We start from the raw sequence: 17,508 nt of genomic DNA, 5'->3' as shown, positions 1-17,508 counted from the left end.
CTCATCGGATCCCGCGGGATCCTTTTTTCAGCAACGTATTGAGGACAAGTGACATGAACTGGGACCAGATCGAAGGTAATTGGAAGCAGATGAAGGGCGAGGTCCAGTCGCGCTGGGGCAAGCTGACCGACGACGAACTGGACGAGGCCGCGGGCAACCGTGAGAAGCTCGAAGGCAAGATCCAGGAGCGTTACGGCAAGACCAAGGAAGAGACCCGTCAGGAAGTCGACCAGTGGATGGCCAAGCACTGAGCCCGCTCCACGCTCCCTAGTCGAACAGCACGCCAGCCGGCCCCCCCTCCCGGCTGGCAAAGGCCGCCTCGATGTCCCGCACCGCCACCCGCGCGGTAGACAAGGGCGGTAGGTCGCCGGGCGGAAAGAACCGCGCATCGGCCACCTCGAACCCGGCCCGCACATCCGCGCCCGCTACGGGTTCGCACAGGAAGAACAGCTTGTAGAAATCCCGCAGGTCCGGATCGTAGGGTCCCTTGGCCTTGTGCCGCACGGCATAGAGCCGGTCGACGCGCACCTCCAGCCCCGCCTCTTCCCGAATCTCCTTCACCACGTTTTCGGAGGCCGAGAGCCCGACATCGGCATAGCCGCCGGGCAGGCTCCAGCGCCCGTCCGACTTTTCCTGCACCAGCAGGATCCGGTCCTCGACCACGATCGCGCCACGCACATCGACCTTGGGCGTCGCATATCCCGGCTCGGGCGCCATCAGCCCGGCCACCTGCTCCACCGGCAGATCGGCGAGCCGCGCGAGCATGTGCGCCGCGATCCCCGCCATCTCCTCGTACCGCTCCCGGTCGAAGGGATCGCGGGTGAAGCTCAGCCCCGTCTGCGCCAGCGCCGCGAGCCGCCGCGACCAGTTCAGCCATTCCGTTTCCATGCCCGGCCCTCCCCCATCCCGCCATAGCCTTCAACCAAGACGGTTTTTCGTGGGCAAGCGGAAAGCCGCCTGCCATAACGGTCCCGCCCAATCGCGGACCCGTTCATGCTCCAGACCCTCGCCGACCCGATCCTGCCGATCTTCGCGATCCTCGGCTTCGGCGTGCTCGCGGGCTGGCGCGACTGGTTCGACGCCGATTTCGCCCGTGGCCTCAACCGCTTCGTCTTCTTCATCGCCCAACCTGCGCTCGTCTTCTTCATCGTCGCACGGGCACCGTTTGCGGAGTTCGACTACCGCGTCCTCGGCCTCTACCTCGCCTCCGAGATCGCGGTTTACGCCGCCGGCACGCTGATCGCCCATCGCGCGTTCGGGCGGGAGCTGCGCGAAGCGCTGCTGATCGGCATGACCTGCGCTTTCGTCAACCACGTCTTCTACATCCTGCCGATCGCCGAGCTGCTCTACGGCGAGGACGCGGCCTTCGCCATCGCGGGCATCATCGTGGTCGACGTCGCTCTCCTCTTCTGCGGGACCATGCTGCTCGTCGATCTGATCGGCACCGGCACCAGCCACCCGGCGAAGATCGCGGGCGTAATGCTGCGCAACCCCACCTTCCTCGCCATCCTCGGCGGCCTCGCGGTCTACGCGACCGAGCCGCTGGCGCCCCAGGGCCTCTTCACCTTCGCGGAGTTCGTGGGCCGGGCAGCCCCGCCGGCCTCCCTCTTCGCCCTCGGGATCATCATGGCGGGCGCGGGGCTACGCCGCCTGGACGGGCTCACGGCGTCGGTGGTCGGGGTCAAGGTGCTCGCCCACCCGATCCTGCTCGCCGCGCTCCTGCTGCTGGTCGAGGTCGACGCGGACAAGGCTGACATCGCGCTGCTGGTCGCCGCGGGCCCGTGCGGGGCCATGCCCTTTGTCATTGCCCTCCAATACGGTGTAAGGACCGACACCATCGCCAAGGCGATCCTGATCTCGTCCGTCCTCACGCTGGTGACCCTCGCATGGCTGACCGCCTGACCATCCGCCCCCTCGCCCCCGCCGACGAGCCCGCCTGGCGCGACCTCTGGCGGGCCTACCTCGCGTTCTACGAAACAGAGCGGCCGGAGGAGGTCTACGCTACCTACTGGCAACGGCTGCTCGGCGACGATCCCCACGACTATCACGGCCTGATCGCGCTCGACGGCGACCGGCCCGTCGGCCTCGTGCACTACCTTTTCCACCGCCACGGCTGGCGGATCGAGGATGTGTGCTACCTGCAGGACCTCTACGTCGCCCCCGAGGCCCGCGGCACCGGCGCCGGCCGCGCCCTGATCGAGGCGGTCTACGCCGCCGCCGACGCCGCAGGCGCGCCCGCCGTCTACTGGACGACGCAGGAGGGCAACGCCACCGCCCGCCAGCTCTACGACCGGATCGCCCGCAATACCGGTTTCATCAAGTACGAACGCTGAAGGAGAGCCCATGTACCTCGTCGCCATCGCCCTTGCCGGCGCCCTGATCGGTGGCTGGCGCGCCAAGAAGCGCGGCGGCAAGCCCGGTGATCTCGCCACCTGGGCCATCGGGCACGGCCTCGCCTTCGTGATCGCGGTCGTCGTGGTGCTGATGCTCTACGATTTCATCACCAACTGGTTTATCTGATACGCGATGTTCCTGCGCTTCTTCGACAACCTCCGGACGGCCAAGCTGCCCGTCTCCCTGCGTGAGTATCTCACGCTGCTCGAGGCGATGGAGGACGGCGTGGTCATGTACGATGTCGAGGGCTTCTACTACCTCGCCCGCGCAGCATTGGTGAAGGACGAGCGCAACATCGACCGCTTCGACCAGGTCTTCGCCCACACCTTCCAGGGGATGGAGGCGATCAGCACCGCCGAGATGCTGGAGGCGATGGACCTGCCCAAAGAGTGGCTGCGCAAGATGGCCGAAAAACACCTCACGCCCGAGGAAATGGCCGAGATCGACGCGCTCGGCGGCTTCGAGAAGCTGATGGAAACGCTGCGCGAACGCCTCGCCGAACAGGAAAAGCGCCACCAGGGCGGCAACAAGTGGATCGGCACCGCCGGCACCTCCCCCTTCGGCGCCTACGGCTACAACCCCGAGGGCGTGCGGATCGGCCAGAAGGAGAGCCGCCACCAGCGCGCGGTCAAGGTCTGGGACAAGCGCGAGTTCAAGGACTTTGACGACACGCGCGAGCTCGGCACCCGCAACATCAAGGTCGCCCTGAAGCGCCTGCGCCGCTGGGCCCGCGACGGGGCCGCCGACGAGCTCGACTTGCCCGGCACGATCCGCGCCACGGCCGAGCACGGCTATATCGACGTCCAGACTCGGCCCGAACGGCGCAACGCCGTGAAGGTCCTGCTCTTCCTCGACGTGGGCGGCTCGATGGACCCGCATATCCGTGTGGTCGAGGAGCTCTTCTCCGCCGCCAAGACCGAGTTCAAGCATTTCGAGCATTTCTACTTCCATAATTGCCTCTACGAGGGCGTGTGGAAGGACAACCGCCGCCGCTGGACCGAGCAGATCCCGACGCTGGAGATCCTGCGCACCTATGGCCCGGACTACCGCTGCATCTTCGTCGGCGACGCCAGCATGTCACCCTACGAGATCGCCTATCCCGGCGGTGCGAACGAACACTGGAACGCGGAGGCCGGGCAGGTCTGGCTTGGGCGCGCGCGCGAGCAGTGGAAAGCCAACCTCTGGATCAACCCGATCCCGGAGGAGCACTGGAACTACACCCACTCCATCCGCATGATCCGCGAGATCTTCGAGGACCGGATGGTCCCGATGACCTTGGAGGGGCTAGACCGGGGCATGCGCGAACTGGTGCGCTAACCCGAAGCGCAACAGATCCCCTCCCCCCACGGGGGGGAGGGCTAGGGAGGGGGGCGCTAAAAAGCGGCACCCCTCAAATCCCCCGCACCGTCTCGGCCACCACTGCGCGCAGCACAGCCTCCGGCGCATCGGCGCGCACCATCACCCGCAGCCCGAAATAGAACGTGACAAGCTGTGCGGCCTTCACCGCGCGTTTCGCCGGATCGGGGCAGGCCTCCACCAGCGCCGCGGCGAAGATCCGCCGCAGCCGGTCCACCATGCGCGAGACCATGGCCCGCGTCTCCGCATCGAGCTGCGCCTGGTCGAGGCTTGCATTGCACAGGAAACAGCCGCGCCGGTCGCCCTCGATCGCGCGGTCCACCGCCTCGGCGAAAAGCCGCGCAAACCGCTCCTGCGCCGAGCCTTCGACGAGCAGCGTCTCCCCGGCGGCGATCTCCGTCTCCTCGTAGCGGGCAAGGGCGGCCAGATACATGCCGCGCTTGTCGCCGAAGAGGCGATAGAGGCTCTGCTTCTTCAGCCCTGTCGCCGCCTCGACATCCTGCATCGACGCGCCTTCGAAGCCCTTCTCCCAATAGAGCGCCATCAGCGCGTCGCGCGCCGCATCGGGCTCGAATGTCCTTGGCCGGGCCATGGTTTCGCCCTCCTCTCGCGAACGTTACCGATCGGTCCGTAACTTGATATTTAACTGATCGGTCCGTAACCCATATGGCATGTCATCGGCACCGACACAACGCCGACAGGACATCAGGGGGCCGCCGCGCCCCGGAAAGGAGAGCCACCATGGCACGCCTGAACACCGTCACCGACGCCGAAGCGAACGCAGACGCCGCCGCCCTCTTCACCGCGATCAAGGGGAAGGTCGGCATGGTCCCCAACCTCTACCGCGTCACCGGCAACCAGCCCGCCGTGCTAGCCGCCCTGTTGGGCCTCGGCGAGGGGCTCGGCAAAGGGTCGTTCGATGCGAAGACGCGCGAGGCCATCGCGCTCACGGTCGCCGGGGTGAACACCTGTGACTACTGTGCGTCGGCGCACAGCGCGATCTCGGCCAGCCTGAAGGTCCCGCAAGCCGAGATCACCAACCGGCTGAGCGGGCACTCGGAAGACCCACGCCTCGACGCGGTCCTGACCTTCGCCACAGCCGTGACCGAGGCGCAGGGCCGGGTGAGCGATGCCGACCTCGCCGCCGCCCGCGCCGCCGGCTTGACCGACGGCGACATCGTGGAGGTCGTGGGCAACGTGGTGGCCAACATCTTCACCAACTACCTCAACCACGTCGCCGACACCGAGATCGACTTCCCCGTCGTCCGCACCGCTTAACAACGCTATGCACTCCCCTCCCCCCGCTTCGGTGGGAGGGCCAGGGAGGGGGGCTCGAAGAAAACCCGTTAACCTTTGCCCCGGTGCACAAACCCGGTGCACGGATGTCATACGGAAATCATACGCATGTCATACGCGGCATTTCGGCGTTAACGATTGCCTCGCGCCCCCCCGCTCCCCATCTCCAAGATCATGATCACGCTAGGCCCCATCCTCATCGCCGTCATCGCCGGCCTCGTCATGTGGCGCTTCTCCGCCTGGAACCTCGCGCGCCAGCTTGACGCCACCTCCCGGCCCCTCCGCGACCCCGTCATCGGACAGTACGTGGATCGGATGGCGCGGGCGCTCGACCTGCCGAAGCTGACGGTGCATGTCCAGGACAGCCCTGTTATCAACGGCTTGGCGGCACCTGACGGCCGGATATTCATCACCCGCGGCTTCATCGACAAGTACAAGCTAGGCGAGGTTCAGGCCGAGGAGATCGCCTCCGTCATCGCCCATGAACTTGGTCATGTAGCGCTCGGCCACTCCCGTCGGAGGCTCCTCGATTTCTCCGGCCAGAACGCGATCCGCATGGTACTTGTGATGGTGCTTGGCCGTCTCATCCCGTTCGTCGGTATCTGGATCGCCAATCTCGTCACCCAGGCCCTCGCCGCCCGCCTCAGCCGCCAGGACGAGTACGAGGCGGATGCCTATGCCGCTGCTTTGCTTACGAAAATCGAGCTCGGGATCGGACCGCAGCGGAGCCTCTTCCGTAAGCTCGACCGTCTCGCAGGTGGCGCGAACGGCACGCCCGCCTGGCTGATGAGCCATCCCAAGGCCGAGGAGCGGATCGCCGCGATCGAGACGCTGGCGCGCGGTTGGACGCAGCGCCCCGCCCTCAACTGAGCGCCTTCGCCAGTCGCGGCAGGCCGGCCCGTTTCAGAAGCGGGCGCAGCGGCTGCGACTCGCCCGACAGACGCTCTGCCGTCGCCCGGACAGCCTCGACCTCATCGGCCAGCGAGCGCGCCGCGTGAAGCTCCATCAGGACCGGATCGGGCGCGCGCGGATACACCCCGAGCGGGGACAGCGTTCGCGTCGGGAAGTCCTTGAGGTTGCGGGTCAAAAGCACCTCGGCCCGTCCCTCCAACGCCGCCGAGAGCACGTGGACATCATCCGGATCGGGCAGGTGGAGATCATCGCGCAGGGGCGCCACGACGAGCGCCTGCGGGAAGCGGTCGCGGGCCAGCGCGATCTCGACACGGGCCTGTGCCTCGACCTCCGGCCCCGCCCGGCGGGCCGCGCGGGCCCACTCCTCCAGGATCCGCTCCGACCAGAGTGGTGTGAAATCACCCCGCGCCGCGACCCGCAACAAAAGCTCCCGCAGCACGGTTGGATAGAGCAAGCAGGCGTCGATGAGGACGCGCATTAACCCAATCTCAGGAAAATGGCCTTCAGGTAGGCGCTCTCGGCCAGCATCGGGTGCGTTGGATGGTCGGGACCGGCAAACCCGGTGTGGATCAGCTGCGCCGGGCGTCCGGCCTTCGAGACGCCGCGCAAGGACACCTCGCGAAACCGCGCCAGATCGGCAGCGTGGGAGCACGAGCAGAGGACAAGATAGCCGCCCGGAGCAACCAGCGCCGCACCCATCCGCGCCACCCGCTCATAGGCGCGCAGGCCCTTCTCCAGCGCGCCCTTGTTGGGGGCGAAGGCTGGGGGGTCACAGATGACAAGGTCGAAGCGCGGCCCTTCGGAGGCGAGCCCGGCCATCGTGTCGAACGCATCGCCGCGATGGGTGGTGAAGCGGTCCCCGACATGGGCCGCGCGCGCGCCCTCCTCGGCCAGGGCCAGCGCAGGCGCCGACCCGTCGACGGAGAGCGCGTGTTCGGCCCCGGCCGCAAGAGCCGCCAGCGCGAAGCCGCCGACATGGGAGAAGACGTCGAGCACCCGCCGCCCCGGCGCGAGCCGCGCGGCGAAGGCATGGTTCGGGCGCTGGTCGTAGAAGAGCCCCGTCTTCTGCCCGCCGGTGAGATCCGCCATGTAGGTGGCCCCGTTCATCGGCACGGGGATGGGACCGTCGAGCGTGCCGCGCACGACCTCCGTCACCTCCTCCAACCCTTCGAGGGTGCGGGCCCGGCCGGTGCCGTTCTTGACGATGGTGGTGACGCCGGTGACCTCAGCCAGCGCAGTGGCGAGATCGTCGAACAGCGCTTCGGCCCAGGCAGCGTTGGGCTGGATGGCGGCCGCGTCACCAAAGCGGTCGATGATGACGCCCGGCAGGCCGTCGGCCTCGGCATGGATCAGGCGGTAGAAGGGAGCGTCGAACAGAGTCTCGCGCAGGGCGAGCGCGCTGGCGAGGCGGTCACGCAGCCAGTCGAGCCCGATCTCCGCCTCCGGATCGCGGTCGAGCACGCGGGCCGGGATCTTGCTGATCGGGTTGACGGCGACGGTCGCAACGGGCCGACGCTCCGCATCCTCCAGCGTTGCGATGGTACCGGGGGCGAGCGCCTTGGTGCGTCGGTCGAGCACCAGTTCGTCGGCGTAGACCCACGGAAAGCCGAAGCGCAGCTTGGGCGCGCGGTTCGGGCGGAGGCGGACGGTGGGGCGTGTCATAGGCGGGGCGTAGCCTATGGGGGCGGGGAACGGAAGGGAGTGGCGTCTCAGCCTGTCACGCCCGGCCCTCAGCTCAGCAAAGCAAAAGGGCCGCCCGCAGGCGACCCCTCGTCTTCGATCCTCGGCCGGATCAGGCGTGGCGCGCGGAGCCTGCGAAGAGGCCGCGGACCCACTCGCGTGCGGCGCGCAGGCCGTCGCGGACCGCCTGGGCGCGCAGCTGGTGGGCGCGCTCGCGGATCGCCAGGAGTTCGGCGTCGGAGATGTAGGACAGGTCGTTCATGATCACACTCTCGTCTCGGAAGGCGAGGTCCCCACGACCCCGCTGTCCCGATAAGAATAGGTAAGGAGCGCTGATCTTGCAGCGCACAACGGCGCAATCACGCCATGCACTCACCGCATGGCTAGCGGGCGCGGAGGTGCTTGAGGAACCGCATCTCCAGCCCGCGGAAGATCAGCACGATCAGCCCGGTCAGCGCGGCGTAGAGCACTGCGGCGGTGAGGAACCCCTCATAGGAGAGGTAATAGCGCGCGTTCAGCGTTCGCCCGGCGCCGAGGATGTCGGTGATGGTGATCACGGCCGCGATGGCGGAGCCGTGCATCATGAAGATCACCTCGTTGCCATATTGCGGGATCGCCCGGCGCAAGGCCGAGGGGATGACGACGAGGCCATAGACCTGCCAGGTGCGCAGGCCCAGCGCCTTCGCCGCCTCGATCTGTCCCTTCGGCGTGCGCACGACGGCGCCACGGATGATCTCGGTCGCATAGGCGCCGGAGTTGAGGGAGAAGGCAATAAGCGCGCACCACCATGGCTCCCGCAGAATGCCCCAGGCCCAGCTGTCGCGGATGATGTCGAACTGCGGCAGGCCGTTGTAGATCAGGTAAAGCTGGACCAAGAGCGGCGTTCCGCGGAAGGCGTAGACATAGCCCTTGATGAGTTGGTTCGCGACGGGTGTCTGGCGCGCTCGCAGGATGCCGAAAGGCAGTGCGATGCAAAAGCCGATCGCCAGCGACAGCGCGGTAAGGTGCGCCGTGACCCAGACGCCCTCGGCAAACAGCGCCCAGCTTTCGAGGACCAGATCAACGCGCATCGGCGAAGCCCCGATCGTAGCGGCGTTCGAGCCGGGAGAAGATCAGCTCGCTCACCCAGGTGATGAAGAGGTAGGCGAAGAAGGCAAAGAGCAGGAACCAGAACGGCTCCCGCGTCGAACGGCCCGCGTCGTTGGCGATGCCCACGAGGTCCGACAGCCCGATGATCGAGACGACGGCGGTGGATTTCGTGAGCACCATCCAGACGTTCATCGTGCCCGGCAGCGCCTGCCGGATGATCTGCGGCAGGGTGACGAGGCGCAGGGTCTGCAGGCGATTGAGGCCCAGCGCCGTGCCTGCCTCCCCCTGCCCCTTGTCGACGGCGAGCACGGCACCGCGGAAGGTCTCCACCAGGTATGCGCCGTAGATGAAGCCGATGGTGATCGTGCCGGATAGGAAAGGGTCGATGTCGATCCGCTCCCACTCCATGGCGCGGGTGAAGAGGTTCATGAGCCGCTGCACGCCGTAGAAGAACAGCAGGATCAGGACGAGGTCGGGCACACCGCGCACCAGCGTGGTGTAGCCGGTGACGAGCCAGCGCGCGGGCGCGAACCGCGACAGCCGTCCCGCCGCCCCCAGCCCGCCCAGCACGGTGGAGAGCAGGAAGGACAGCACCGCGAGGGCCACGGTGACACCGAAGCCCTGCATCAGCAGCGGGAGATACGCGATGACCTGGTCCATATGAAAAGGCCGGCGGTTGGTGCCGCCGGCCCCCTTTTCAGCTCACGCGCGGCTCAGGAGCCGCCGTAGATGTTGAAGTCGAAATACTCGGACGCGATCTCGTCGTACTGGCCGGAGGCGCGGATCGCGGCGATCGCGGCGGTGAAGTTGTCGCGCAGCTCGGTGTCCTCCTGCCGGACGCCGATGCCGGCCCCGTCCCCGTGATATTGCGGGATCGAGTAGCCCTCACCGATCATGGCGTAGCCTTCGCCCGCCTCGGTCTTCAGGAAGCCCTCGTCCATCGCGATGCTGTCGGCCATGATTGCGTCGATCCGGCCCGCGGTCAGGTCGAGATAGGCGTCGTCCTGCGCGGCGTAGAGGCGCAGCTCCACGTCCGGGTACTCACCTTCCATGAAGTCCTGGTGGATCGTGCCGCGCTGCACGCCCACGACCGCATCGGCCAGCGTCTCGGCGCTGTCATCGGCGAAACGGCCTTCCTCGGCGATGAAGACGGCCGGGGTCTGGTAGTACTTCTCGGAGAAGTCAATGACCTGCTTGCGCTCTTCGGTGATCGACATGGAGGCGATGATCGCGTCGCACTTGTCCTCGAGCAGGGCGGGGATGATGCCGTCCCAGTCGGTTTTCACCATCTCGCACTCGACGCCCATCTCGTTGCAGAGCGCATTCGCAATGTCGATGTCGAAGCCTTCGACCGCGCCGTCTTCCGTCGTGAAGGAGAACGGCGGGTAGGCGCCCTCGACACAGATGTCGAGACCTTGGGCGAAGCCTGCGCCGGCGACGGTCGAAGCGGCGAGGGCCGCGACGATGATCTTTTTCATGATTGTGCTTTCCCTGTTGGTATCGGATCGCTCGCCACAATTCCCCAGCACCGGGGGAGCGTCAAGGCGAACTGCCCATAACCCCAGCGTCACAAGGCGTGAAAGCCTACCGGAGCATCAGTTGCCGCCGCGATGCGCAACCACTCGGCAACGAAATCAGCAACGGAGCGGAAGCAGACGAGCTCCGCCGTCTCCGCATCGGTGAGCCAGAAGGCGACGGCGACCTGGCCGAGCCGGGTGCGCCGGATCTCCCCGGGTTCGAACCGGCCGGGGGCGAGGTCCACCGGCGCACCCTTGGCGAGCACGTCGCGGACCGCCGCTCCGGTCAGGCGAAAGACGGCGCGGGCGTCCGAGACATCGACGGCGAGGTGGTGCTGCCTGGCGAGCCGGTCGGCGAGGCCGACGGCTGCCGCCGGTGCATCGGCGGCGGGGCAAAATAGCATTAGCTCATCCGGGCTCATCCACGCGAGGCCGCCGGACGCGCCGCCGTTGATCCGACGCGTGTCGGGGATCGGGCCAACGGCACCCCCCACCGCCTCGCGAAAGGCCGCATCGGTCAGGTCGCCACGGATCGTGACCATGCCCACCGGGTCGATCTGCTGGACCCGCACGAGGCCGTCGAAGCTCTCAGACATCCTGCTTCTCCCCTTCCGCATCATAGAAGACCAGATCGACCACCGTCGCGCGGATCGTCTTGTCCTTGTCCACCGGGAAGCTCAGCACCTCGCCCATCCGCTCGCGCCCCCGCTCGATCAGCGCCATGGCGATGGCGTGGTTCAGCGTCGGGCTGAAATAGGTGGATGTAACGTGGCCGATGGTGTGCGGATTGCCATATTCGCCGGTCCCTTCGACCGCGTGGGCGCCATCGGGCAGCACCTCCTGCGCGCTCTCGGTGAGCAGACCGACGAGTTGCTTGCGGTCGGGGCGGGTGAGATCAGGTCGCTCCATCGCACGCTTGCCGATGAAGTCCTCCTTCTTCTTCGACACCGCCCAGGAGAGGCCGAGATCGTGGGGCGTCACCGTCCCGTCCGTTTCGTCCCCGATCATGATGAAGCCCTTCTCGGCCCGCATCACGTGCAGCGCCTCGGTGCCGTAGGGCATGACGCCGAGCTCCTTGCCCGCCTCCAGACACCGGCCCCAGAACTCGCGACCGCGGCCCGCGGGTACCGCCACCTCGTAGGAGAGCTCGCCGGAGAAGGAGATGCGGAAGACGCGCGCCGGGATGCCGCCGAGTTCGCCCTCGGTGAAGGACATGAAGGGCAGCGCCTCCTTCGACGCGTCGAGGCCGCCGAGCTTTTCCAGGAGCTTGCGCGCATCGGGACCGACCATGGCGACCTGCGCCCATTGCTCGGTCACGTTGGCGGTGAAGACCTTGAGGTCCCACCATTCGGTCTGAAGCCACTCCTCCATCCACGCATGCACCCGGTCGGACCCACCGGAGGTGGTGTGGCAGAGGAACGTGTCATCGGAGAGGCGCACGACCACCCCGTCATCGAACAGGAACCCGTTCTCCGTACACATCAGCCCATAGCGGCAGCGGCCCGGTTTCAGGCTCGACATCATGTTGGTGTAGACGAGGTCGAGGAACGTCGCCGCGTCCGGCCCCTTCACGAGGATCTTGCCGAGGGTCGAGGCGTCGAGCAGGCCGACGTGCTGGCGCGTATTGACGATTTCGCGCCGGACGGCCTGTTCCGTGCTCTCACCCTGCCTGCGATAGGTGTAGGGACGGCGCCAGTCGGCCACCGGCTCCCACACCGCGCCCTGCGCGTCGTGCCAGTCGTCCATCGGCGTCTTGCGGGTGGGCTTGAAGAGCGCACCGCGCGCCTCACCCCCGATCGAGCCCATGGAAATCGGCGTATAGGGCGGGCGGAAGGTGGTGGTGCCGACCTCGGGGATGGCAGCGCCGAGGCTGTCGGCGAGCACTGCGAGGCCGTTGATATTGCTGAGCTTGCCCTGATCCGTCGCCATGCCGAGGGTGGTGTAGCGCTTGGCATGCTCCACGCTCTCGAACCCCTCCTGCGCGGCGAGTTGCACGTCGGAGACCTTCACGTCGTTCTGGAAGTCGAGGAACGCCTTGGAGCGCAGCTTGATGCTCGCGCCCGCGGGCATCATCCAGACCGGCTCCATCGGTTCCTCGGGCTCGGCGATGGCGGAGGGAGCGGGCTCGTCGGCGGGGTGGAACCCCGTCTCCTCCCCCGCGCGCCGGCCCGCCGCCGCGCCGCTCTGCATCGCGCCCTCGGTATCGAGAGGACCGGCGGCGCTGCCGGCCGCGATAACGAAGCCCTGCCCGTCCGCGCCGGTGGGTGGTCGGTCGGGATCGGGCCGGAAATGGGCCTGAGCCTCGTCCCAGATGAGCTTTCCGCCACAATGGGACCAGAGGTGGACGACCGGGGACCAGCCTCCGGACATGGCGACGGCGTCGCAGGGCACGGTCTCCAGCACCGCGCCCTCGCCCGCCTGCGCGCAGATCTCCACCGCCTCGACCCGCTTGCCGCCCTTCACGCGGGCGATGCCGCGACCGACCTCGACCCGGATGCCGAGATCGCGGGCTTGGCGTGGCAGCGGGCCGATCGCGGCAGGGCGGGCGTCGAGGATCACGGGTACCTCCAGTCCTGCCTGGCGCAGGGCGATGGCGGTCCGGTAGGCGTCGTCATTGTTGGTCACGAGCACCGTGCGGTCGCCTGGGCTCACCCCCCACAGCGCCACATAGTCCCGGACAGCGGAGGCGAGCATAACGCCCGGCACGTCGTTGCCCACAAAGGAGATCGGGCGCTCGATCGCGCCGGTCGCCGTCACCACACGCTCCGCACGGATACGCCACAGGCGATGGCGGGGGCCGTGCAGGGGCTCCTCCGCCGCCGTCACGTAGCCGTGGTCGTAGATGCCCGCGGCCATCATGCGGGTGCGGATCTGGACGTTCGGCATTGCGTCGAGCGCGGCACGCGTCGCCTCCAGCCAGGCGTCACTCTCCTGCCCGTCGATCTCTACCGGATCGGTGAGGAGGCGGCCGCCAAGATGCGCCGTCTGCTCCACCAGCAGCACGCGCGCCCCGGCCCGTCCGGCCTCCAGCGCCGCCTGCAGGCCCGCCATGCCGCCGCCGACCACCAGCACGTCGACGAAAGCGTAGAAGTGCTCGTAACGGTCGTCATCGGGCTTCGTCGGGGCCTTGCCGAGGCCTGCGGCCTTGCGGATTACCGGCTCGAACACGTGCTTCCAAGCCGCGCGCGGGTGGATGAAGGTCTTGTAGTAGAAGCCGGCGGGGAAGAAGCGGGAGAGAGCGGCGTTTACCACGCCCACGTCCTGCTCCAGCGAGGGCCAGTGGTTCTGGCTCTCGGCTCGCATCCCGTCAGCGAGCTCCACCGTGGTCGCGCGGCGGTTCGGCTCGAACGCGCCGCCCTTGCCGAGGCCCATCAGCGCGTTCGGCTCCTCGGCTCCGGCCGCCACCGGGCCCCGCGGGCGGTGGTACTTGAAGGACCGGCCCATCAGTATCTGCCCCTCGCCCATCAAGGCCGAGGCGAGCGTGTCGCCGGCAAAGCCGCTCAGATGGCGGCCGTTGAAGGAGAACGAGACTTTCCGGGCGCGGTCGATCAGCCGACCGCCCTTGGGCAGGCGGGAACTCATTGGGCAGGCTCCCAGTCCGGGCGGCGGGCGCGGATGGCGGCAATGACGTCCGCAGGCGGTTCGGAGACCTGTGCGGAATAGGTGCCGAAGACCTCCAGCGTCACGGTGCAGCGCGCGGCGTGGAACCACTTGCCGCAGCCGTACTGGTGCCGCCAGCGCTCGAAATGGACGCCGCGCGGGTTCTGCCGCTGGAAGAGATAGTCGCGGAAATCGTCGTCGGACGAGCCGGGGCCGAAGCGGGTCAGATGCGCCTCGCCACCGGGGTGGAATTCGGTCTCCTCCCCGGTCACGCCGCAATAGGGACAGGTCAGTTTCAGCATGGCTTAACCCTCGGCACCACGGCGGTTTGACCGGCCGGGTGCAAGATGGTACAAAACAGGAACATCGAACGGTTCAGGGAGAACGCCATGTTCGACGGACAGAGTTTCGACGCCGCAACGGCGCTCGCCCCGGTGATTGCGGCCCGGCGCGCGGAAGCGCGGGCCATGATCGGCGATACGGCCACGGGCGGGTTCCGCCCGGCCATGGCCGCGATGCCCGAGGATGCGGAGCGGGAGGCTCTGCGTGCAGCCAGCCTGCGCGCGGCGGAGATCCTGCAGGAGTGCGGGGAGATGGAGGAGGAGTTCGACCTCGCGTCCTGCGAGGACGAGTGGCTCGACTGAGGATCGGGAACGGCCCGGAAGGCCGCTCCCAGGGAAACCGATCTCAGTTGCCGGTCTGCGTTTCGGTCTCGGCTTCGGCGTCGCCACCGCCTTCGACGGTCGCTTCGCCCTCGACAGGCACGCCGGTGTTCTCCTCTCCACCGGGCGCGGCTTCGGCTTCCGGCCGGGCATCGACGTCGGCGCCGTTGTCGATGGTGACGGTTCCGGGATCGTCGGCCGGTTCGGTCGTGACCGACGCGTCATCGCCGCCGAACAGGAACAGCGCGATGACGAGCACGGCGACGACAAGGCCGCCGATGATGAACCATTGCGGTCCGCCCCCCTTGCCCTCGGGTTGCGGTGGGTTGGGATTCTGAGCCATGCAGAATACTCCGATAAGTTGTGATGCTCCCGCATCTCAACGTATCGCCGCACCCGCCGTTCCACGTTTCCGGTCAATGGGCCACCGCCGCGGCGACGCTTTCGTCGATCATGCGACCCTCGGTGAACCGCTCCAGCGAGAAGGGCGCGGCAAGCGCCCTTGGCGCGCCGTCGGCGACCAGTTCCGCGGTGGCCCAGCCCGAGCCTGGGATCGCCTTGAACCCGCCGGTGCCCCAGCCGCAATTGATGAAGACACCCGGCACCGGCGTCGTCCCGATGATCGGTGAGCGGTCGCCGGTCATATCGACGATCCCGCCCCATTGCCGCAGCATCCTGAGGCGGGAAATGATCGGAAAGGTCTCGATCAGCGCACGCACCGTCTCCTCGATGTGCTGGAAGGAGCCGCGCTGGGTGTAGTTGTTGAACCCGTCCGCGCCGCCGCCGATCACCATCTCGCCCTTGTCGGACTGGCTCATGTAGCCGTGGACGGTGTTGGCCATGACCACGCAGTCCATCACCGGCTTGATCGGTTCGGAGACGAGCGCCTGCAGCGCCACGCTTTCAACCGGCAGGCGGAACCCGGCCATCTCGGCCAGCACGCCCGAGTGACCGGCGACGACGATGCAGAGCTTCTTCGTCCGGATCGGGCCCCTGCTGGTCTGCACGCCGGCCACGCCGTTCGCATCACGATCGACGCCCGTGACTTCGCATTTCTGGATGATGTCGACGCCCAGATCGGAGGCCGCCCGCGCATAGCCCCAGGCCACCGCATCGTGCCGCGCCGTGCCACCGCGCGCCTGCCACAGCCCGCCCAGCACCGGGTAACGCGGGCCCGAGGTCTCGATGATCGGCACGATTTCCCGGATTTCCCGCGGCGTGACGAGGCGGCTCTCGATCCCCGCGATCCGGTTGGCATGCGCCGTCCGCTTCCACGCGCGCAGCTCGTGCTCGGTCTGCGCGAGCATCAGCACGCCGCGGGGCGAGAACATGATGTTGTAGTTGAGCTGCTGGCTCAGATCCTCATAGAGGCTCCGCGACTTCTCGTAGACCGCCATCGAGCCCGGCTGCAGGTAGTTCGAGCGGATGATCGTCGTGTTCCGGCCCGTATTGCCGCCGCCGAGCCACCCTTTCTCCAGCACCGCGACCTTCCGGATGCCGTGGTTCTTCGCGAGATAATAGGCGGTGGCGAGCCCGTGGCCGCCCGCGCCGACCACGATCACGTCGTACTCCGCCTTGGGCTCCGGCGAGCGCCAGGCCCGCTCCCACCCGCTGTGCCAGCGGGCGGCCTCGCGGGCGATGGCGAAGGCGGAATAGCGTTTCATGGGCGACGGCGCTCCGGTCGAATTCGGCAATCCTTGCGTGATGCCAAAACCGCGGCTCGGTCAAGCGCCGTTTTGCGCCGCTCCGAGGGCTGTTCACGACGCGGGCGCCGCGCATTGCGACAGCCCCCCGGGCGCTATACGTAGGATCGCTGAAAGCCCTGCTGGAGAGCCCATGCTGTTCTGGATCATCGCGCTGCTGATCGGCCTCATCGTCGTGCTGGCCCTGCTCCGCCCGCTGTTGCGCCTGCAGGAAGAGGAGGGCGAGGCGTCGGACGTCGCTGTCTACCGCGACCAGCTCGCCACGCTGGATGCCGATGTGGCGCGGGGCGTCGTGGCACCGGAGGAGGCGGAGACCACGCGCGTCGAGCTGTCGCGCCGTCTGCTCGCCGCAGCCGATGCGGCGGAGCGTGCCGATGCCGCGAGAGCGGCGCCGCTGGCGGGCACACGGATGATCGCGTCATTCTCCACGGCCTTCGTTCTGGTTGGCGGTACCGCGATCTACCTCTGGCTCGGCGCCCCCGGCCGGCCCGATGCGCCGCTCGCAAGCCGCGCGGGCGAGGCTCAGGCGATCGCCGAGATGGCGCAGCGCCCCCCGCAGGCGATTGCCGAGGCCATGGTGGCCGCACGCACGCCGGAGCCCGAGGTGTCGGAGCGCGACCGCGCCTTGCTTACCCAGCTCGAAACCGTGCTGGAGGGCCGCCCCGACGATGCTGAGGGGCTGCGGCTGCTCGCGCGAACCTACATGCAGCTTGGCTATCACCTCGAGGGGCGGCAGGCACAGGATCGCCTTGTGGCCCTGCTCGGTGCGGAGGCGCGTACGGAAGATCTGTCGGCACTGGCCGAATTCATGATCATCGCGGCGGGCGGTTATGTCTCGCCGGAGGCCGAAGCGGTACTCGACGACACCCTCGCGCGCGACCCCGGCGAGCCGTGGGCCGCCTACTACAAGGCCCGTGCCGAGGTGCAGGCCGGCGATCGCGCCGGGGCCGAGGCGCGGCTGACCGATTTGGTGGAGAACCCGACAACGCCCGAGGCGTTGCGCGCAGCGGCAGCGGACGACCTCGCCCGCCTGTCGGCACCCGGTCCGGACGCGAACGCCGTCGCGGCAGCGCAGGACCTCGACCCCGAGGCGCAGCGGGAGATGATCGAGGGTATGGTCGGCGGCCTCGCCGCGCGTCTTGCCGAGGACGGCGGGACCGTCGCCGAATGGCAACGCCTGATCCGCGCCTACCGCGTCTTGGGCGAGGCCGAAGCCGCCGAACAGGCCATGGCCGACGCGCGCGACGCCTTCGCTGGCGACGCAGCAGCCCTCGACGAACTGGAGGCAACGCAGTGAGC

Annotated in this window: 22 protein-coding genes; 9 read left to right on the top strand and 13 right to left on the bottom strand. The window is 67.9% G+C overall.

Features of this window, described 5'->3' with window-relative positions; translation table 11 throughout:
* The first annotated feature begins 53 nt into the window (after positions 1 to 53).
* Positions 54 to 251 (top strand): CsbD family protein, encoded by a 198-nt coding sequence (locus tag I0K15_RS15200; protein WP_196102347.1) that lies wholly within the window; start codon positions 54 to 56, stop codon positions 249 to 251.
* A 16-nt stretch (positions 252 to 267) separates the two neighbouring features.
* Here the strand turns inward: I0K15_RS15200 and I0K15_RS15195 are convergent, their stop codons facing one another.
* On the bottom strand, positions 268 to 888 hold the full coding sequence (locus tag I0K15_RS15195; protein ID WP_196102346.1) for an NUDIX hydrolase: 621 nt from the start codon (positions 886 to 888) through the stop codon (positions 268 to 270).
* Between the two features lie 105 nt (positions 889 to 993).
* Between I0K15_RS15195 and I0K15_RS15190 the strand changes: the two genes are divergently transcribed.
* The 4 genes from I0K15_RS15190 to I0K15_RS15175 are packed head-to-tail and all read left to right on the top strand — an operon-like array spanning position 994 to position 3,711.
* On the top strand, positions 994 to 1,902 hold the full coding sequence (locus tag I0K15_RS15190; RefSeq protein WP_196102345.1) for an AEC family transporter: 909 nt from the start codon (positions 994 to 996) through the stop codon (positions 1,900 to 1,902).
* On the top strand, positions 1,887 to 2,333 hold the full coding sequence (locus I0K15_RS15185; RefSeq protein ID WP_196102344.1) for a GNAT family N-acetyltransferase: 447 nt from the start codon (positions 1,887 to 1,889) through the stop codon (positions 2,331 to 2,333). The genes I0K15_RS15190 and I0K15_RS15185 overlap by 16 nt, the downstream gene beginning before the upstream one ends.
* Positions 2,334 to 2,343: 10 nt before the next feature.
* A complete protein-coding gene (locus tag I0K15_RS15180) occupies positions 2,344 to 2,520 on the top strand; it encodes an apolipoprotein acyltransferase (protein ID WP_196102343.1) in 177 nt (58 codons plus the stop codon).
* 6 nt (positions 2,521 to 2,526) lie between these two features.
* On the top strand, positions 2,527 to 3,711 hold the full coding sequence (locus tag I0K15_RS15175; protein ID WP_196102342.1) for a vWA domain-containing protein: 1,185 nt from the start codon (positions 2,527 to 2,529) through the stop codon (positions 3,709 to 3,711).
* Positions 3,712 to 3,784: 73 nt separating this feature from the next.
* On the opposite strand, the gene I0K15_RS15170 is transcribed toward I0K15_RS15175, so the two are convergent.
* Positions 3,785 to 4,342: a TetR/AcrR family transcriptional regulator gene (locus tag I0K15_RS15170; RefSeq protein ID WP_196102341.1), complete on the bottom strand. Its 558-nt coding sequence runs from the start codon at positions 4,340 to 4,342 to the stop codon at positions 3,785 to 3,787.
* 149 nt (positions 4,343 to 4,491) lie between these two features.
* Between I0K15_RS15170 and I0K15_RS15165 the strand changes: the two genes are divergently transcribed.
* Positions 4,492 to 5,028, top strand: coding sequence for a carboxymuconolactone decarboxylase family protein (locus I0K15_RS15165; RefSeq protein WP_196102340.1), 537 nt, complete (start codon positions 4,492 to 4,494; stop codon positions 5,026 to 5,028).
* Positions 5,029 to 5,220: 192 nt separating this feature from the next.
* Positions 5,221 to 5,916 carry a M48 family metalloprotease gene (locus I0K15_RS15160; protein WP_196102339.1) on the top strand — a complete coding sequence of 232 codons (696 nt, stop codon included), beginning with the start codon at positions 5,221 to 5,223 and terminating at the stop codon, positions 5,914 to 5,916.
* Here the strand turns inward: I0K15_RS15160 and I0K15_RS15155 are convergent.
* From I0K15_RS15155 to I0K15_RS15115, 9 genes are all read right to left on the bottom strand, one after another.
* Positions 5,909 to 6,436, bottom strand: coding sequence for an RSP_2648 family PIN domain-containing protein (locus tag I0K15_RS15155; protein WP_196102338.1), 528 nt, complete (start codon positions 6,434 to 6,436; stop codon positions 5,909 to 5,911). The genes I0K15_RS15160 and I0K15_RS15155 overlap by 8 nt on opposite strands.
* On the bottom strand, positions 6,436 to 7,620 hold the full coding sequence (locus I0K15_RS15150; protein WP_196102337.1) for an RSP_2647 family RNA methyltransferase: 1,185 nt from the start codon (positions 7,618 to 7,620) through the stop codon (positions 6,436 to 6,438). The genes I0K15_RS15155 and I0K15_RS15150 overlap by 1 nt, the downstream gene beginning before the upstream one ends.
* Before the next feature lie 130 nt (positions 7,621 to 7,750).
* Positions 7,751 to 7,900 (bottom strand): RSP_7527 family protein, encoded by a 150-nt coding sequence (locus I0K15_RS15145; protein WP_196102336.1) that lies wholly within the window; start codon positions 7,898 to 7,900, stop codon positions 7,751 to 7,753.
* Positions 7,901 to 8,021: 121 nt separating this feature from the next.
* Positions 8,022 to 8,708 (bottom strand): ABC transporter permease, encoded by a 687-nt coding sequence (locus I0K15_RS15140; protein WP_196102335.1) that lies wholly within the window; start codon positions 8,706 to 8,708, stop codon positions 8,022 to 8,024.
* Positions 8,698 to 9,387, bottom strand: coding sequence for an ABC transporter permease (locus tag I0K15_RS15135; RefSeq protein WP_196102334.1), 690 nt, complete (start codon positions 9,385 to 9,387; stop codon positions 8,698 to 8,700). The genes I0K15_RS15140 and I0K15_RS15135 overlap by 11 nt, the downstream gene beginning before the upstream one ends.
* 53 nt (positions 9,388 to 9,440) lie before the next feature.
* Positions 9,441 to 10,205 carry a transporter substrate-binding domain-containing protein gene (locus tag I0K15_RS15130; RefSeq protein WP_196102333.1) on the bottom strand — a complete coding sequence of 255 codons (765 nt, stop codon included), beginning with the start codon at positions 10,203 to 10,205 and terminating at the stop codon, positions 9,441 to 9,443.
* 89 nt (positions 10,206 to 10,294) lie between these two features.
* On the bottom strand, positions 10,295 to 10,840 hold the full coding sequence (locus I0K15_RS15125; protein ID WP_196102332.1) for a sarcosine oxidase subunit gamma: 546 nt from the start codon (positions 10,838 to 10,840) through the stop codon (positions 10,295 to 10,297).
* A complete protein-coding gene (locus I0K15_RS15120; protein WP_196102331.1) occupies positions 10,833 to 13,826 on the bottom strand; it encodes a sarcosine oxidase subunit alpha family protein in 2,994 nt (997 codons plus the stop codon). Before I0K15_RS15120 ends, I0K15_RS15125 begins: the two co-directional genes overlap by 8 nt.
* Positions 13,823 to 14,146 carry a sarcosine oxidase subunit delta gene (locus I0K15_RS15115; RefSeq protein WP_196102330.1) on the bottom strand — a complete coding sequence of 108 codons (324 nt, stop codon included), beginning with the start codon at positions 14,144 to 14,146 and terminating at the stop codon, positions 13,823 to 13,825. The genes I0K15_RS15120 and I0K15_RS15115 overlap by 4 nt, the downstream gene beginning before the upstream one ends.
* A gap of 87 nt (positions 14,147 to 14,233) precedes the next feature.
* Between I0K15_RS15115 and I0K15_RS15110 the strand changes: the two genes are divergently transcribed.
* Positions 14,234 to 14,488 carry a hypothetical protein gene (locus tag I0K15_RS15110; RefSeq protein ID WP_196102329.1) on the top strand — a complete coding sequence of 85 codons (255 nt, stop codon included), beginning with the start codon at positions 14,234 to 14,236 and terminating at the stop codon, positions 14,486 to 14,488.
* A 43-nt stretch (positions 14,489 to 14,531) separates the two neighbouring features.
* Here I0K15_RS15110 and I0K15_RS15105 read toward each other — a convergent pair whose 3' ends face one another.
* Together I0K15_RS15105 and I0K15_RS15100 are read right to left on the bottom strand one after the other, a co-directional pair.
* Positions 14,532 to 14,849 (bottom strand): hypothetical protein, encoded by a 318-nt coding sequence (locus tag I0K15_RS15105; RefSeq protein WP_196102328.1) that lies wholly within the window; start codon positions 14,847 to 14,849, stop codon positions 14,532 to 14,534.
* A gap of 73 nt (positions 14,850 to 14,922) precedes the next feature.
* Positions 14,923 to 16,170 (bottom strand): sarcosine oxidase subunit beta family protein, encoded by a 1,248-nt coding sequence (locus I0K15_RS15100; protein WP_196102327.1) that lies wholly within the window; start codon positions 16,168 to 16,170, stop codon positions 14,923 to 14,925.
* Between the two features lie 172 nt (positions 16,171 to 16,342).
* Between I0K15_RS15100 and ccmI the strand changes: the two genes are divergently transcribed.
* Positions 16,343 to 17,506: a c-type cytochrome biogenesis protein CcmI gene (ccmI, locus tag I0K15_RS21095; protein ID WP_230374145.1), complete on the top strand. Its 1,164-nt coding sequence runs from the start codon at positions 16,343 to 16,345 to the stop codon at positions 17,504 to 17,506.
* The last annotated feature ends 2 nt before the right edge of the window (positions 17,507 to 17,508 follow it).

Source organism: Pontivivens ytuae (assembly GCF_015679265.1).
Lineage (GTDB): Bacteria > Pseudomonadota > Alphaproteobacteria > Rhodobacterales > Rhodobacteraceae > Pontivivens > Pontivivens ytuae.
The sequence above is the reverse complement of the archived record's forward strand: the minus strand, read 5'-3'. Positions and strand labels throughout refer to the sequence as shown.

Excerpts from the sequence above, each read along its gene's own strand:
- I0K15_RS15165 (WP_196102340.1), top strand. The coding sequence starts at position 4,492 with ATGGCACGCCTGAACACCGTCACCGACGCCGAAGCGAACGCAGACGCC.
- I0K15_RS15145 (WP_196102336.1), bottom strand. The coding sequence starts at position 7,900 with ATGAACGACCTGTCCTACATCTCCGACGCCGAACTCCTGGCGATCCGC.
- I0K15_RS15110 (WP_196102329.1), top strand. The coding sequence starts at position 14,234 with ATGTTCGACGGACAGAGTTTCGACGCCGCAACGGCGCTCGCCCCGGTG.
- I0K15_RS15100 (WP_196102327.1), bottom strand. The coding sequence starts at position 16,170 with ATGAAACGCTATTCCGCCTTCGCCATCGCCCGCGAGGCCGCCCGCTGG.
- I0K15_RS15105 (WP_196102328.1), bottom strand. The coding sequence starts at position 14,849 with ATGGCTCAGAATCCCAACCCACCGCAACCCGAGGGCAAGGGGGGCGGA.
- I0K15_RS15200 (WP_196102347.1), top strand. The coding sequence starts at position 54 with ATGAACTGGGACCAGATCGAAGGTAATTGGAAGCAGATGAAGGGCGAG.
- I0K15_RS15180 (WP_196102343.1), top strand. The coding sequence starts at position 2,344 with ATGTACCTCGTCGCCATCGCCCTTGCCGGCGCCCTGATCGGTGGCTGG.
- I0K15_RS15120 (WP_196102331.1), bottom strand. The coding sequence starts at position 13,826 with ATGAGTTCCCGCCTGCCCAAGGGCGGTCGGCTGATCGACCGCGCCCGG.
- I0K15_RS15155 (WP_196102338.1), bottom strand. The coding sequence starts at position 6,436 with ATGCGCGTCCTCATCGACGCCTGCTTGCTCTATCCAACCGTGCTGCGG.
- I0K15_RS15125 (WP_196102332.1), bottom strand. The coding sequence starts at position 10,840 with ATGTCTGAGAGCTTCGACGGCCTCGTGCGGGTCCAGCAGATCGACCCG.
- I0K15_RS15130 (WP_196102333.1), bottom strand. The coding sequence starts at position 10,205 with ATGAAAAAGATCATCGTCGCGGCCCTCGCCGCTTCGACCGTCGCCGGC.
- I0K15_RS15160 (WP_196102339.1), top strand. The coding sequence starts at position 5,221 with ATGATCACGCTAGGCCCCATCCTCATCGCCGTCATCGCCGGCCTCGTC.
- I0K15_RS15115 (WP_196102330.1), bottom strand. The coding sequence starts at position 14,146 with ATGCTGAAACTGACCTGTCCCTATTGCGGCGTGACCGGGGAGGAGACC.
- I0K15_RS15185 (WP_196102344.1), top strand. The coding sequence starts at position 1,887 with ATGGCTGACCGCCTGACCATCCGCCCCCTCGCCCCCGCCGACGAGCCC.
- I0K15_RS15170 (WP_196102341.1), bottom strand. The coding sequence starts at position 4,342 with ATGGCCCGGCCAAGGACATTCGAGCCCGATGCGGCGCGCGACGCGCTG.
- ccmI (WP_230374145.1), top strand. The coding sequence starts at position 16,343 with ATGCTGTTCTGGATCATCGCGCTGCTGATCGGCCTCATCGTCGTGCTG.
- I0K15_RS15135 (WP_196102334.1), bottom strand. The coding sequence starts at position 9,387 with ATGGACCAGGTCATCGCGTATCTCCCGCTGCTGATGCAGGGCTTCGGT.
- I0K15_RS15175 (WP_196102342.1), top strand. The coding sequence starts at position 2,527 with ATGTTCCTGCGCTTCTTCGACAACCTCCGGACGGCCAAGCTGCCCGTC.
- I0K15_RS15150 (WP_196102337.1), bottom strand. The coding sequence starts at position 7,620 with ATGACACGCCCCACCGTCCGCCTCCGCCCGAACCGCGCGCCCAAGCTG.
- I0K15_RS15195 (WP_196102346.1), bottom strand. The coding sequence starts at position 888 with ATGGAAACGGAATGGCTGAACTGGTCGCGGCGGCTCGCGGCGCTGGCG.
- I0K15_RS15140 (WP_196102335.1), bottom strand. The coding sequence starts at position 8,708 with ATGCGCGTTGATCTGGTCCTCGAAAGCTGGGCGCTGTTTGCCGAGGGC.
- I0K15_RS15190 (WP_196102345.1), top strand. The coding sequence starts at position 994 with ATGCTCCAGACCCTCGCCGACCCGATCCTGCCGATCTTCGCGATCCTC.